Origin of the sequence: Caballeronia sp. LZ001 (assembly GCF_031450875.1) — a bacterium.
GTDB lineage: Bacteria > Pseudomonadota > Gammaproteobacteria > Burkholderiales > Burkholderiaceae > Caballeronia.
Genome location: NZ_JARTVX010000004.1, coordinates 1,919,929 through 1,933,250, shown reverse-complemented (window position 1 = coordinate 1,933,250; position 13,322 = coordinate 1,919,929). Strand labels below are relative to the sequence as shown.

The window sequence follows — 13,322 nt, the reverse complement described above, 5'->3', positions numbered from 1 at the left end:
TCACGTAAAAACGCCGCCGGTTCGCAGGGAGACCGGCGGCGTTTTCGTTTGCGCGATACACGTCAGGCAATCAGGCGTTCAGGCACTTATGCAGCGAAACCCGGCGTAGACGTACTGGTAATGCCCTTGAAACCAGTTGCGAAAACTTGGTCTCAACATGCATGCCGCGGTACGCGGTGAGCCGCCCTTCATGATGAAGTGCTTGCCGTCGAAGAAATTGGCCGAATAGCCGAGATAGAACGGGAAGGGCTCGAAGCCTTCGAGCGGCCCGAATACCGTCGAAGTCCATTCCCAGCCATTGCCGAACTGGCCTTCGACGCCAAGGCCGCTGCGATTCTCCGGATAGGCCTGCACGGGTGAGGGATCCCAGCGCCGGAAGTCGAAGTTGCCTTCTACTTCGTGCGGCGCGCCTTCCGCCGCGCGCTGCCATTGCGCCTCGCTCGGCAGCGCCTTGCCGGCCCAGCGCGCATAGGCGTTCGCCTCGGCATAACTCACGTACACCGGCCAGTCGAGCGGCAACTCGATTTCCTCGAACATCGTGCGCAGTCGCCAGCCATCGGAGCTGTCGCTTTCGGCGGGAATCCAGAACGCCGGATGCGCCACGCGTTGCTCCTCCTTCCACGCCCAGTCGGCATCGGTCCAATAGGCACGATTCCAATAGCCGCCGGCATCGATGAAGCGCAAATAGTCGCCGTTCGTCACCATGTGGCGGTCGATCTCGAACGCAGGCACGTCCACGCGAACCTGGCCGAACTCGTTGTCCCAACCGAACATGCCGCCTTCGCGTGTCAGCCCCAGTGTCGCCGTTCCGGCCGGCACGCTCACCGTCTCGTGGGAAAGTTCACGTTCGGAGTTTCGCTGCGAAATCGCATTGGCCGGCGCGATTTTTCTATCGACTGGCAATTGATGCAGCATGTAGGCAAGCGTTTCGGCGTGCATCAGCCGATGTTCGATTGCGACTTCCAGCAACTGCGCGGGCGACTCGTCGGCGGAAAGCGGCCGTGCGGCAATGGTCACCGGGTCGAATTGCGCGTCGATATCCGCGCGCACGCGGTCGCGATACGCCCGCACTTCGGCGAGCGTGGGCCAGTCGGCGGGCTGATCGGTCGGCAAGCCGCCATCGACCGGATCGATGCCGAAAGCAAACAGTTGGTCGTAGGCAGGATTGAAGTCCGGCAGGTCGAAGAGCCGTTTGTCGAGCAGATTACGGTCGAAGGCTTCGAGATGCCCGATGTAGAAAACGATGCGATGCCGTTCGGCAATCGGCCGGTCGTAAAGATGCTCCGGCTTGACGATATCGAACAATTCGTCGGTCACGCGACGCGCCTCGGCGAGCCGGTCGAGCAACGGGTGACGCAGGGAAGGTTCGCGATTCATGTCGCCCAATCTCCGTGGCTTGGCCAATCAGAAAGATTAAAGCGTAGCGAACCGCGTGCCAACTGAAAAATCCACGCGGTTTATGCGCGTTTTGTCTAACAATCGCGGCGCAAGGCGCGCCGCGTAAGGCTTTGGCGTCAGATGCTGCGCAGGCGTTCGAAATCGTTGATGCGAATGGACTTGCCCTTCGCTTCGATGAGGCCGAGCTTGTCGAAACGCGAGAGCGTGCGGCTCACGGTTTCAAGCGTCATGCCGAGATAGCTGCCGATATCGTCCCGCGTCATGCGCAACGTGAACTCCGCCGTGGCATACCCCCGCTTGGCGAGCCGCATGGATAGATCGAGCAGCAAGCGTGCAACGCGCTCTTCGGCGCGCAGCAGGCCGAGTTGCAGGACATGATCCGCCTCGCGATTGATAGCCTGTCCGAGCATGCGAAGCATCCGCTTTTGCAGAGTGTCGGTTTCGCGGCACATGCGCTCGAAAAGCGCATACGGAATGACACACACGGAACTGTCTTCGAGCGCGATCGCGTCGCAGGCATGCTCGCCTTCGCCGATACCGTCGAGCCCGAGCGCGTCGCCCGCCAGCAAGAGGCCCGTGACCTGTTCGCGTCCGCCTTCGCGGATGACCACGGTCTTGATCGACCCCGAGCGCAACGCGAACAGCGAATCGAACGGAGTGCCCGCCCGGTAGAGCGCTTCGCCACGCCGCACCGAACGCGTAACCGAGATCACATGTTCGAGCTTGGCGATGTCACGAGCGTTCAGGCCTTCGGGCATGCAGAGATGGCGCATGGCGCAGGTCGAGCACTGAGCCAGATTGCGCCGTGAGGGAAAAATGTCGGACATGGCGGCCGCTTTTGTTGATGGATGACAAAAACCATTGTCCCATCGCGGGATTGTTAACCCTGGCGACAAAATGCCGCGCATCCGTTTGCGCTAGTCCATGGTTAGGCGCTCTCGTCGCCTTCCGGGCTGGCTGCCGAGGGAATCAGCAGAACGGGCAGCGTGGCTTGCCGCAGGCATCGCTCAGCAACGCTGCCAAGAAGCAGGCGCTGAAAGCCTTTGCGCCCGTGCGTGCCCATGATCAGCACATCGGCGTTGAAGTCGACGGCGGCCTTGGTGATAAGCATCGCGATGTCGTCGCTCGCGGTGGCCTCGACGGTCACGACCTGCCCTTCGATGCCGCGTTGCCTGAGCGCGTCCGCCGCCTGTCGAGCAAGGTCGGAGCTTTCCTCCGCCAGCGTTTTCTGCAACTGGCTCGGATCGTAGCCGGGCACGTCGAAGTACACGGCCCCGCTCTCGACGACGTAATACGGCTGCACGACGGCCTGATGCGTGACAGCGAGATCGAGCGCGATTTCGAAGGCGCGCTGTGAAGTGCGGCTTCCGTCGATGGCGACGACAATGCGTTTGAACATGACGTTTTCCTCATTCCCGGTCGATGTTTCACCGTGGATTGCACGGCGAGAAGGCGCTTCCAGCATAGCGCGCGAGTAGTCCGAAGACGTGCGGTTAATTTTGCGCTGAGTCGATCTGCCGCAAGCTAACCCGTACAATTCGTCTTTCTGACATCAGCGCCCGCTTAAAAATTCCATGGGCGTTCCTCCGACTCGTTTTCCCAGCCCGCCGCATGACCGAAACCCAGCCGCCAGCACTCGCCTTCAGAACCGCGCTTTACGCGATGCTCGGCATCGGACTCGTCAACATGCTCGTGGCGCTCGATCAGACCGTGGTGAGCACCGCGCTGCCGTCTATCGTCGCGGAACTGCACGGCTTCGAGTATTACGCGTGGATCGCGAGCGCGTATCTGCTGGCGTCGGTGGTGACGGTGCCCGTGTTCGGACGTCTCGGCGATTACTTCGGGCGCAAGCGTTTCGTGATCGCCGCGGTGATCACGTTCACCGTGGCGTCGGTGCTGTGCGGACTCGCGCCGGACATGCTGTTTCTCGCGCTTGCGCGCGGCTTGCAGGGCGTGGGCGGCGGCATGATGGTCGGCACCGCGTTCGCCGCGATCCCCGATCTCTTCCCCGATCCGCGTGCCCGCGTGCGCTGGCAGGTGGTGCTGGCGGCGGCATACGGCATAGGCACGGCGGCGGGGCCGTCGCTCGGCGGCTGGATGAGTCAGCACTGGGGCTGGCGCTCGACCTTTCTCGTGAACTTGCCGGTCGGCGCGCTGGCGCTGTACTTCATCTGGGCGCATTTGCCGAATCTGCATCGGCCGCGTGAAGGTGGCGTGAAGATCGACTGGCCCGGCGCCGTGCTCGTCGCGCTCGTGCTCGGCGGTTTCCAGGCGTTGATCGAGGCACTGCCGAAGGGCGGACTGTCGGCTGGCAATCTCGCGCTCGGCGGCGCGGTGATCGTGGGCGCGGCGGCGCTTCTGATTTGCGAGCGGCGCGCGACGCATCCGATCATCCCGCTCGATATTTTTCGTGAGCCACAACTCGTCACGTTGTTCACGCTGTCGTTCCTCGCCGGCTTCGTCATGTTCTCGCTGATCTTCTTCGCGCCGCTTTTGCTGCAGGGCGGCTTCGGCCTTTCGCCGCAGGAGGCGGGGTTGCTCGCCACGCCGATTGCCGCGTGCATTGCGCTTGGCAGCTTCATCAACACGCGTATCGTCATTCATTTGCGCAAGCCGACGATGATCCTCACCATCGGCTTCACGCTGCTGATGCTGGCGTCGGTGGCGCTTGCCTTCGCGCAGGAAACGACGCCCTATTTGTATATCGAGCTGCCAATGGGCGCGGTCGGCATTGGTTTGGGCTTCGTGCTCAACAACATGAATATCTTCGGGCAGGAGATCGCGGGGCGCGAGCGTTTCGGCATCACAACGGCGCTCTTGCAGTCCACACGCATGGTCGGCGGCATGCTCGGAACGAGTATCGTCGGGACGATCGTCGCGCATCATTACGCGAGCGTGGTTTCGCGCACGATCAGCGTTCTGGGTACGAGCGCGGCGTCGCAGTGGCGGCCGCGTTTTATCGACCCGCGCATTCTCGTCGATGAAGCGTTGCGCGACACACTGCTGTCCGAACTGCGCACGGCCGGGCTCGATGCTCCCGCGCTCTTCGATGCGGCCCGCGATGCGCTCGTGCAGTCCATTCACATCGGCGTGATGTTGACCGCAGTGGCCGCGCTGGTGGCGGCGTTGCTCGTGCGGCGGATTTCGCATATCACTTTTCGGCGGGCTGGGGCTTCGGCGAAAGACGCGGCGTAAGGCGCGGCGGTCAGGCTGAACGGCTGCCGCGCTTTAGTACGATCGGCTGCGCCTTCCACGGTTTGGTACCTTTCTGGCGCCAGTGTGCTAGCTTTTCGACGCGATCACCGCAGCTACGACACGCGTCGCTCATGCATTCGCGGAACGCTTCCCTCGCGTCGCCGGTCACTGAAATCAAGACGCGCAGCGCCGCACGCGGCACGCTTACTGCGCCCGTTCGTCGACACGTTCATTGCCGCGCGCCCTCGGATTTAGTGAACGAAGGCGCATCCGGCCTCATCGATACAAGGAGCTGACATGAAGATCACCGGCGAAATGCTGATCGGTTCATCGGCCGTACGAGGCACCGACGCCACGCTGCGCGCCTTCGATCCCGCACGCGACATCGAACTCGAACCCGTCTTCGGCGGTGGCGGCGACGCCGAAGTCGCGCGTGCCTGTGAACTCGCGGATGCCGCATTCGACGCGTATCGTCTCGCGCCGCTGGAAACCCGCGCGCAGTTTCTCGAAGCGATCGCGGACAACATCATCGCGCTCGGCGATACGCTGATCGACCGTGCGCACGCGGAATCCGCGTTGCCGAAGGCGCGAATCGAAGGCGAACGCGCGCGCACGGTCGGACAACTGCGGCTCTTCGCGTCGCTCGTGCGTGAAGGCCGATGGCTTGCCGCGACGCTCGATTCCGCCCAACCCGACAGAAAGCCGTTGCCGCGCTCCGATCTGCGTTTGCAAAAGATTCCGGTCGGTCCGGTTGCCGTGTTCGGCGCTAGCAATTTTCCGCTGGCGTTCTCGGTCGCGGGCGGCGACACGGCGTCGGCGCTCGCGGCGGGGTGTCCTGTCGTCGTCAAGTCGCATCCGGCTCATCTCGGCACGTCGGAACTCGTGGGACGCGCGATCCAGAAAGCCGTTGCCGACAGTGGCCTGCCCGAAGGCGTGTTCTCGCTGGTGGTCGGCGCGGGCAATGCCATCGGCGAGGCGCTGGTGGCGCATCCCGCGATCAAATCGGTTGGTTTCACGGGCTCGCGCCGCGGCGGCCTCGCGCTCGTGAACATCGCGGCGAAGCGCCCCGAGCCGATTCCCGTTTTCGCCGAAATGAGCAGCGTGAATCCGGTCTTCGCTTTGCCGGGCGCGCTCGCCAAGCGCGGCGATACGCTCGCTTCGGGCTATATCGATTCGGTGACATTGGGCGTCGGCCAGTTTTGTACGAATCCCGGCCTCGTGATCGCGCTGGCGGATTCCGATCTCGACGACTTCATCGATCACGCGGCGGCCGCGCTCGAAAAGAAGGGCACGCAGACAATGCTGACCGCGGGCATCGCCGACGCCTACGCGAACGGCGTGAAGGAACGCGACGCGACGGGAGCGGAACGCATTGCAACGGGCAAGCAGGAAGGTGGCGCAGGTGGCAAGGGCGGCGCGTTGCCGGCGCTGTATCGCGTGACGGCGGAGCAGTTCTTGACCGTGCCGCAGCTCGCCGACGAGATTTTCGGGCCCACGTCGATCATCGTCGTGTGTCAGGGCGAGGACGAGATGATCGACGTCGCGCGTCGTTTGGAAGGCCAGTTGACCGCGACCTTGCTGATGGACAACGACGACATCGAGCTCGCGCGCCGGCTCATGCCCGTGCTCGAACGCAAAGTGGGCCGCATTTTGGCGAACGGCTTTCCGACCGGCGTCGAGGTGTCGTATGCGATGGTGCACGGCGGCCCGTACCCGGCGACTTCCGACAGCCGTGCGACTTCGGTCGGCGCGATGGCAATCGAACGATTCCTGCGGCCGGTCTGCTATCAGGATTTGCCGGCAGCGCTCTTGCCCGAATCGCTTGCCGATGACAACCCGCTCAATCTCTGGCGCCTGCGCGACGGCGAGCTGGGACCGAATTGATCCACTTGAGCCAAACCGAGGAGACCCCAAGCATGACAAGCAACGAGCGCCGCTATCCCGACCCTGCCGTCCGTGTGCTGGACCCGCGCTTCAATGCGTTGAGGCTGGCATCGGCGTCGGTGGAATGTCTGTATCAGGGCGCGCGATGGTCGGAAGGCCCGGTCTGGTTCGGCGATGGCCGCTATCTGCTGTGGAGCGACATTCCGAACAACCGCATCCTGCGCTGGGACGAAGAAAGCGGGCAGGTCGGCGAATTCCGCAAGCCGTCGAATAATGCCAACGGCAACACGCGCGATCGCGAAGGGCGGCTCGTCACGTGCGAGCATCTCACCCGGCGCGTGACGCGCACCGAGTACGACGGTTCGATCACCGTGCTCGCGGATCAATACCAGGGCAAGCCGCTCAATTCGCCGAACGATGTGGTCGTGAAGTCGGACGGCTCGATCTGGTTCAGCGATCCGCCTTTCGGCATCGACGGCTATTACGAAGGCGAAAAGCAGACGGCGCAATTGAAGCCTGCGGTGTATCGCGTCGACGGCCAAAGCGGCGAGGTCACGCTTGTGTTCGATGGCTTCATCGGGCCGAACGGGCTGGCTTTTTCGCCCGATGAGTCGGTGCTGTATGTCGTCGAATCGCGTTCGTCGCCACGCACGATTTACGCGTTCGATGTGCTCGACGACGGCCGGAAGCTAGGCGAACCGCGCCTCGTCATCGACGCCGCACGCGGTACGCCGGATGGTTTTCGCGTGGATATCCACGGCAATCTGTGGTGTGGCTGGGGTATGGGCGACGCGGAACTCGACGGCGTGCGCGTCTTCACGCCGCAAGGCGAGGCGATCGGACATATCGATTTGCCGGAGCGTTGCGCGAACGTGTGTTTTGGGGGAAGGCATCGCAACCGGCTGTTCATGGCGGCAAGTCACGGCCTGTACGCGCTTTATGTGAATACGCAGGGCGCAAAAGGCGGTTAAGCCATTCAGAATGCGCCGTGTGTGAGCGCGGCGCGTTCAAACCGATGCTTACTTGAAACCTGAACGGGTTCCGGCATCGAGCGCAGGGCCTACGCAATTCAGGCTGTAGCGCGCAGCGGCATCCGCGAGACGAGATAGAGCGATGCCGCGAGCTTGCATACCAGTGCCGCACCGCAAATGATTGCGCCGGTCGGCAACGCATGCCATTGCAGGGCGATGGTCGGCGCCACGAACATGACGGACACGAAGCCGAGCGCGACAGTCATCCAGCGCGCCCACTGCAGTCGCGCGGCGACGCACAGATAAAGCAAGCCGACAAGCAAGCGCGAGACAATCGATGCAGCGAGCGGATGACTCGACGCATCGCCGGGAAATCCAATCGCGATAGCTAGCGCGAGTTCGGCCCATGACAGCGCGTACGCCGCGCCAAGGCACACGAGCGCGGATCTGAAGCGCTGTTCGGCCGCCGTGCGCGGCTCAGGACGACGCGTGTTATCTGTTGGGACGGATGCGGCGGTGTCGCTCGCGTAGCTTTCGTAGGCTTCGATCGTGGCCATTTGTTCTTCCCCTTGGTCGCGCTTCAGTCGATTAACGCGGTATCCGCGCTGTCGTTCTCATACCTGTTCACAGGCGTTTTTTTGCTGTGTGACTTGAGCATACGGCGTGCCTGAGCGATCATCGTTCGTCGGAGGAACACGCGTTGCTCGTTGAACATCAGCTTTCACCACGACAGGAGCCGAACATGAGCAACCAGAAAGAGCAAAATCCTCACTCCGAGCGCGACGAGGAAGACGTCGACAAAGCCGTGGAAGATACTTTCCCGGCGAGCGACCCGCCAGCGACTGGCGGCGTCACGCGTATCGAGCCGGATGAAGAGAAAGATCAGAAGAAATGAAAAAAGCCACGCTTCGCGCGTGGCTTTTAGTGGCGTCACGCCAGCGTGGCGTCGCGCTACGTTACGACTTGTCGATTTCGAAAAGCCGCGAAGGCCGCATGTGATTCAGGGCGTAATGCTTACGGCCACGCAAGGTGTTGCCATGCGCGTCGCCGCTTACATAAACCTGATTTTCCTCGACGGCGCGAATGCTTGGCGGCACCATCCCGCGGTCGATCACGCGATAACCGTGATCTAGCGCCAGCAATATTCCGTTGCGACCTGGCCGGCTGTCGAACCCGCCAAAGCCGTCGCCTTGCTCGGCGACATGGTTAGCATGCGTCGCGTTCGAATTGATGACGGCATCCGGATCGGTGGCCTGCATCTGCTCAAAGCGCTTCGCCTGGATGTTCTTGCCATCGGCATCGACGGTGTCGTCGAGGGTCTCGTCGTTGGCGACGTCGATGCCGCGCGGCCGCGACTCCGGCGTGCCGAGCGGTCCGATATTGCGGTCGGCCTGGCCCGCGCTTTCCTGCTTCGCGCCCGCGCCCGCGCCTGCATGCGCCTCGCGGCCGGACTCGGCCTTCTTCGCATCGCTCATGTTCACGCGCGCAGTCTCTGTGCTCGGCGTCTTGATCGGGCTGTCGGCGGCGCGATCCGCTTGCTTGTCTTGCGACTCGTTGGATTCGGCGTTATTCATTTCCTGCTCCTTGGGAACTGGCTAAACCGTTTTTCCTCACGCAAGACTCGTTCCGGAAATTTGGCGACGGAACTCCAGCCCTTGCAGGCGGGACACTCAATCGTCATCGAATTTTTAAGGCTTTTTTTTTCAATGCCAAGCGGATTTCCTGCAAGTATTATTTGGAACCTGCTGGCAGCAAAGCGCGAATGCGGGACGCGAGCAACAAGGAGGGCGTGTCCAGTACGGCTGCTGGTTGAGCAAGTCATACGAACGAGCAGGGCACTTCACACAGGTGACTCATGCAACAAGATGCAGCCTTTTCACATCGAGGCTATCTACTCAACTGTGCGCCAGCCAGGACGGGGGATGGCAATTATCAGCCGTACGTCGTGATTTCGCGATCCAGCGACGGCGAGCTCGTTGCGAACCGATTCTTCCCTGCGGACTTGCGATTTCGCAACGAGGGGGAAGCCATCGCGCACGGCCGCGATTGGGCCGTCCGATGGATTGACGCAAGTCACGTTACCGTTTAATCCGCAGGCCGTACACGCAGCACGCTTGCGCAAAACCGTTTACGCTTAGTGTTCATCCGCCGCCACTGCGCGGCCTCCGAACGCCAGCCCAGAAGACATGCAGAACAAGTCCTTACCCGAGCAGGCAGCGCCATCCGATTCTTCCACTCACGCGCCCCACGAATGGGGCTTGTCGCGCATCGTCGCCGACTTACGCCAATCGCGCGAGGAACTGCATCGCACGCGGCATCCGCTTGGCATACGTGAGTTGCCTTCGCGCGAGGCGATCGTGAGGATCGTCAACGGCCTGCGCTCCGCGCTCTTTCCCACGCACTACGGCGCGCCCGATCTGACCGATGAAAGCGTCGACTACTATGTCGGCCAGACGCTGGAAACCACTCTGCGTCTCTTGCATGAGCAGATTCGCCGCGCGCTGCGCTTCTTGCCCGAGCATCGTGAGACGGGCGAAGCGGAGGTCACGGCGCAAGCGTTCGCCATTGCGCGCGAGTTCGGCTCGCAGTTGCCGGAGATTCGCGCGCTGCTCGTCAGCGACATTCAGGCTGCCTTCACGGGCGACCCCGCCGCGCAGCACATCACCGAGATTCTGCTGTGCTATCCCGGCATCTGGGCGATGACGCATCACCGGCTCGCGCATGCGTTGCATCGGTTGGGCGTGCCGCTGCTCGCGCGCTTCATCAATGAGATCGCGCATTCGCTGACGGGTATCGACATTCATCCGGGCGCGACCATCGGGCCGAGCTTCTTCATCGATCACGGAACGGGCGTGGTGATCGGCGAAACGGCCGTGATCGGCCGGCATGTGCGCGTGTATCAGGCCGTGACGCTGGGCGCAAAGAGCTTTCCCTCCAGCAGCGACGGCGTGCTCGTGAAAGGCAACGCGCGGCATCCGGTTGTCGAGGACGATGTCGTGATCTACGCGGGCGCGACCATTCTCGGGCGCGTGGTCATCGGCAAGGGCTCGGTAATCGGCGGCAACGTTTGGCTCACGCACAGCGTGCCGCCGGGCAGCAGCGTTTCGCAGGGCAAGATCCGCGAAGGCAGCGGCGCCGATTCACCGGGCAACGGTTACGGCGCCTGATAGCTCTAAGTGTTCGAGACGTTGAACACGCTTTGAGTGCCGACGATAGACAAGAACTCACGCCGCGTCGATGGGTCGTCGCGGAACGAGCCGAGCATGCGCGACGTAACCATCGACACGCCCGCCTTGTGCACGCCGCGCGTCGACATGCATTGATGCGCGGCTTCCAGAATCACGCCGACACCGAGCGGTTGCAGCACTTCGTTGAGCGTATCGGCAATCTGCGCGGTCATCTTCTCTTGAATCTGAAGGCGCTTGGCGAAGGCGTCGACCAGACGCGCGAGCTTGGAAATGCCAACCACGCGTTCTCGGGGCAGATACGCGACGTGCGCCCGCCCGATGATCGGCACCATGTGATGCTCGCAATAGCTCTCGAAGCGGATGTCCTTCAGGACGATCATCTCGTCGTAGCCCTGCACTTCGGAAAAAGTGCGGGCAAGGATTTCATGCGGGTCTTGCTGATAGCCGGCGAAGAACTCTTCATACGACCGCACGACACGCGCCGGGGTGTCGAGCAGGCCTTCGCGACGCGGATCGTCGCCCGCCCAGCGCAAGAGAACGCGCACGGCGGCTTCGGCTTCCTCGCGGGACGGACGATCGGCCGGTTTAGCGTGGATGTCCGAATCGGAAAAATGGGTTTTGCGCGGGGCGCTCATTATTAGCTCCTTTCACATCGAAAGTGCGGATAGCACCCCTGTATTGTTCCATGTTTTCGGACCCTATCAGGGGTCAGGTCTTTCCTCCACCGTCGATGCCTGAGCCCGTCCGCCAGACTTGCTTGCCGTCTTCGGTGAGCGTGCCGCTACTGTTGTCTTTGTCAGGCTCGGTGCCCGGTTCGGCCAGATGGCCGCCCGGTTGCTCCTGCGCAGGCTGCTTCTCGCCCTTGCGCTGCTCGATGCGCTCCTCTTGCGAACGCCCCGCGTAATTGTTGCTGCCTGCATTAGTCATGGCGCTTCTCCTCGATTAAGTTACGACCAGAGGCGCGCAAGAGCTATACCTAAGCGGGTTTGTTTTCCGCGCCGCCAACCACCATCCACGACACGCCGAACTTGTCCTGCACCATGCCGAAGCGCTTGGCGAAGAACGTCTGCGTGAGCGGCATCTGCACCTGTCCGCCGTCCGATAGTGCGTGGAAGAACTTTTCGGCTTCCTGCTCGTCTTCCGTGGAAATGGACAGCGACACGCCCTGGAAATTCGGCTTGCCGCTGCACATGCCGTCGGACGCCATCAGCATGGACTGGCCCACGGTGAAGGCCACATGCATGACCTTGTCTTCCGACCCAGGCGGCATGCCGCAACCGCTCGCGGCCTCGTTGCCGCCACCGGATTTTCCGGCGTCAGGGTTGTCGCGAAAGCGCATCATCATCAGCACTTGTGCGCCGAGACTCTCGCGATAAAACGTGATCGCTTCTTCGCAGCGGCCTTCGAAGAACAAATAGGGTTGCACTTGCATGTCTGCTCCTTGAGTAATGCGTGAGTTGCCAGGTGAATTACTGGGACTCGTCGGGGTCCATATCCATTGTCAATGGCACCGACGCGTGTTCGTGCACGACGCGCCAGTCGCCGTCGATTCTTCTGAAGCACACGGTTGCACGCACGACGTCGTCGCGCCCGCCCGCGGCCACGCGATTCACCGCATGCGCGAAGGCGAGATCGCCGCTCACCGCCACGTGCAGATCGCGCACCTCGAACACGAGCGGGCCGCTGATGCTGTCGAACCACCGCTGCCAATGCTCGCGATACAGCTCGACGCCTTTGAAGGATGCAGGCGGCACGACATCGAACACGACGACATCCGTCGCGTAATGAGTCACCAGCGCAGCCGCGTCTTTTGCAAGCACAGCCTGACGCCACGATTCCGTGAGTTCACGGATGCGTGCTTCATCTTGCGCACGTTCGTTCTTGACGACCATGACCTTCTCCTCGATGACGTTGAACCTGAGTCGTGACAATGCAACGACACAGCCTTTGTTTCAGGCGATATTTTTGTTTGTGTACACCGTCCACAAAAAATAGCAGAGATAATGGACAGTGTCCACATAGGTAAAGCCTCGCTTATAAAAATGACAAAAGCCAAGCCGCGCAGCACGTATCGACATGGCGATTTGCGCCGCGCAATGATCGATGCCGGCATTGCGCTCGCACGCGACGGCGGGCCGGACGCCATCGTGCTGCGCGAAGTCACGCGGCGCGCGGGCGTGGTGCCGAACGCCGCGTATCGTCACTTCGGAAGTAGACAGGAGTTGTTGACGGCCGTGCGTTCCGCGGCGTTATCGGCGGTCGCGCAAGCAATGGAGGAAGAACTCGCCGCGCGGCCAAAAAAGCGCAAGCGTGCCGATGCCGCGAAGGCGGGGCTACGCGCGGTCGGCGTGGGTTATCTGCGTTTCGCGCAGACCGAGACGGGTCTCTTTCGCACCGCGTTCACCGCGCCGCCAACCGAGTGGGGCGAGCATGAAGCCTCGTATGGCGTGGGGCCGGGCGGGCTCGATCCCTTTCAGTTGCTGAGCCGCGCACTCGATGAGATGGTGGATGCCGGCGCGCTCGATCCGTCAAGCCGGCCAGAAGCCGAGTATCTCGCGTGGAGCGCGGTGCATGGCTTCGCGCTCTTGCTGATCGAAGGGCCGTTGCAGGGATTGCCCGGCAAAGCCATCGAACCGCTTGCCGAGCGCTTGCTCACGATGGTGGAGAACGGTTTGTAATCGCCATG

16 protein-coding genes are annotated in these 13,322 nt (G+C 62.3%); 7 read left to right on the top strand and 9 right to left on the bottom strand.

The window, feature by feature from the left end:
- Positions 1-78 precede the first annotated feature (78 nt).
- From P9292_RS19800 to P9292_RS19790, 3 genes are all read right to left on the bottom strand, one after another.
- Positions 79-1,377 carry an SUMF1/EgtB/PvdO family nonheme iron enzyme gene (locus P9292_RS19800; protein WP_309960905.1) on the bottom strand — a complete coding sequence of 433 codons (1,299 nt, stop codon included), beginning with the start codon at positions 1,375-1,377 and terminating at the stop codon, positions 79-81.
- A 137-nt stretch (positions 1,378-1,514) separates the two neighbouring features.
- Positions 1,515-2,225 carry a helix-turn-helix domain-containing protein gene (locus P9292_RS19795; protein ID WP_244828680.1) on the bottom strand — a complete coding sequence of 237 codons (711 nt, stop codon included), beginning with the start codon at positions 2,223-2,225 and terminating at the stop codon, positions 1,515-1,517.
- Between the two features lie 101 nt (positions 2,226-2,326).
- A complete protein-coding gene (locus P9292_RS19790; protein ID WP_309849336.1) occupies positions 2,327-2,797 on the bottom strand; it encodes a universal stress protein in 471 nt (156 codons plus the stop codon).
- A 263-nt stretch (positions 2,798-3,060) separates the two neighbouring features.
- On the opposite strand from P9292_RS19790, the gene P9292_RS19785 reads away from it, so the two are divergent.
- From P9292_RS19785 to P9292_RS19775, 3 genes are all read left to right on the top strand, one after another.
- On the top strand, positions 3,061-4,593 hold the full coding sequence (locus P9292_RS19785; protein ID WP_244829721.1) for an MFS transporter: 1,533 nt from the start codon (positions 3,061-3,063) through the stop codon (positions 4,591-4,593).
- Between the two features lie 297 nt (positions 4,594-4,890).
- Positions 4,891-6,477 carry an aldehyde dehydrogenase (NADP(+)) gene (locus P9292_RS19780; protein WP_309960904.1) on the top strand — a complete coding sequence of 529 codons (1,587 nt, stop codon included), beginning with the start codon at positions 4,891-4,893 and terminating at the stop codon, positions 6,475-6,477.
- 32 nt (positions 6,478-6,509) lie between these two features.
- Positions 6,510-7,448 carry an SMP-30/gluconolactonase/LRE family protein gene (locus P9292_RS19775; protein WP_250526949.1) on the top strand — a complete coding sequence of 313 codons (939 nt, stop codon included), beginning with the start codon at positions 6,510-6,512 and terminating at the stop codon, positions 7,446-7,448.
- A 98-nt stretch (positions 7,449-7,546) separates the two neighbouring features.
- On the opposite strand, the gene P9292_RS19770 is transcribed toward P9292_RS19775, so the two are convergent.
- Positions 7,547-8,005: a hypothetical protein gene (locus P9292_RS19770; protein WP_309960903.1), complete on the bottom strand. Its 459-nt coding sequence runs from the start codon at positions 8,003-8,005 to the stop codon at positions 7,547-7,549.
- Between the two features lie 185 nt (positions 8,006-8,190).
- Between P9292_RS19770 and P9292_RS19765 the strand changes: the two genes are divergently transcribed.
- Positions 8,191-8,343, top strand: a complete 153-nt coding sequence (locus P9292_RS19765; RefSeq protein WP_244828674.1) for a hypothetical protein — start codon at positions 8,191-8,193, stop codon at positions 8,341-8,343.
- Positions 8,344-8,404: 61 nt separating this feature from the next.
- Here the strand turns inward: P9292_RS19765 and P9292_RS19760 are convergent, their stop codons facing one another.
- Positions 8,405-9,022 carry a DUF3005 domain-containing protein gene (locus P9292_RS19760; RefSeq protein ID WP_309960901.1) on the bottom strand — a complete coding sequence of 206 codons (618 nt, stop codon included), beginning with the start codon at positions 9,020-9,022 and terminating at the stop codon, positions 8,405-8,407.
- Positions 9,023-9,303: 281 nt separating this feature from the next.
- On the opposite strand from P9292_RS19760, the gene P9292_RS19755 reads away from it, so the two are divergent.
- Both P9292_RS19755 and epsC read left to right on the top strand, forming a co-directional pair.
- Positions 9,304-9,537, top strand: a complete 234-nt coding sequence (locus P9292_RS19755; protein WP_244828671.1) for a hypothetical protein — start codon at positions 9,304-9,306, stop codon at positions 9,535-9,537.
- A gap of 97 nt (positions 9,538-9,634) precedes the next feature.
- A complete protein-coding gene (gene epsC, locus P9292_RS19750; RefSeq protein WP_250466620.1) occupies positions 9,635-10,615 on the top strand; it encodes a serine O-acetyltransferase EpsC in 981 nt (326 codons plus the stop codon).
- A 5-nt stretch (positions 10,616-10,620) separates the two neighbouring features.
- Here epsC and folE read toward each other — a convergent pair whose 3' ends face one another.
- The 4 genes from folE to P9292_RS19730 form a co-directional block, all read right to left on the bottom strand.
- The gene (gene folE, locus P9292_RS19745; protein ID WP_244828667.1) at positions 10,621-11,271 is read right to left on the bottom strand and encodes a GTP cyclohydrolase I FolE; all 651 of its coding nucleotides are present in this window, start codon (positions 11,269-11,271) and stop codon (positions 10,621-10,623) included.
- A gap of 73 nt (positions 11,272-11,344) precedes the next feature.
- Positions 11,345-11,563, bottom strand: a complete 219-nt coding sequence (locus P9292_RS19740; protein ID WP_244828666.1) for a hypothetical protein — start codon at positions 11,561-11,563, stop codon at positions 11,345-11,347.
- Between the two features lie 49 nt (positions 11,564-11,612).
- A complete protein-coding gene (locus P9292_RS19735; RefSeq protein ID WP_309960898.1) occupies positions 11,613-12,068 on the bottom strand; it encodes a VOC family protein in 456 nt (151 codons plus the stop codon).
- Positions 12,069-12,105: 37 nt separating this feature from the next.
- Positions 12,106-12,528: a nuclear transport factor 2 family protein gene (locus tag P9292_RS19730; protein WP_250510274.1), complete on the bottom strand. Its 423-nt coding sequence runs from the start codon at positions 12,526-12,528 to the stop codon at positions 12,106-12,108.
- 150 nt (positions 12,529-12,678) lie between these two features.
- On the opposite strand from P9292_RS19730, the gene P9292_RS19725 reads away from it, so the two are divergent.
- Positions 12,679-13,314, top strand: a complete 636-nt coding sequence (locus P9292_RS19725) for a TetR/AcrR family transcriptional regulator (RefSeq protein ID WP_244828656.1) — start codon at positions 12,679-12,681, stop codon at positions 13,312-13,314.
- Positions 13,315-13,322 lie beyond the last annotated feature (8 nt).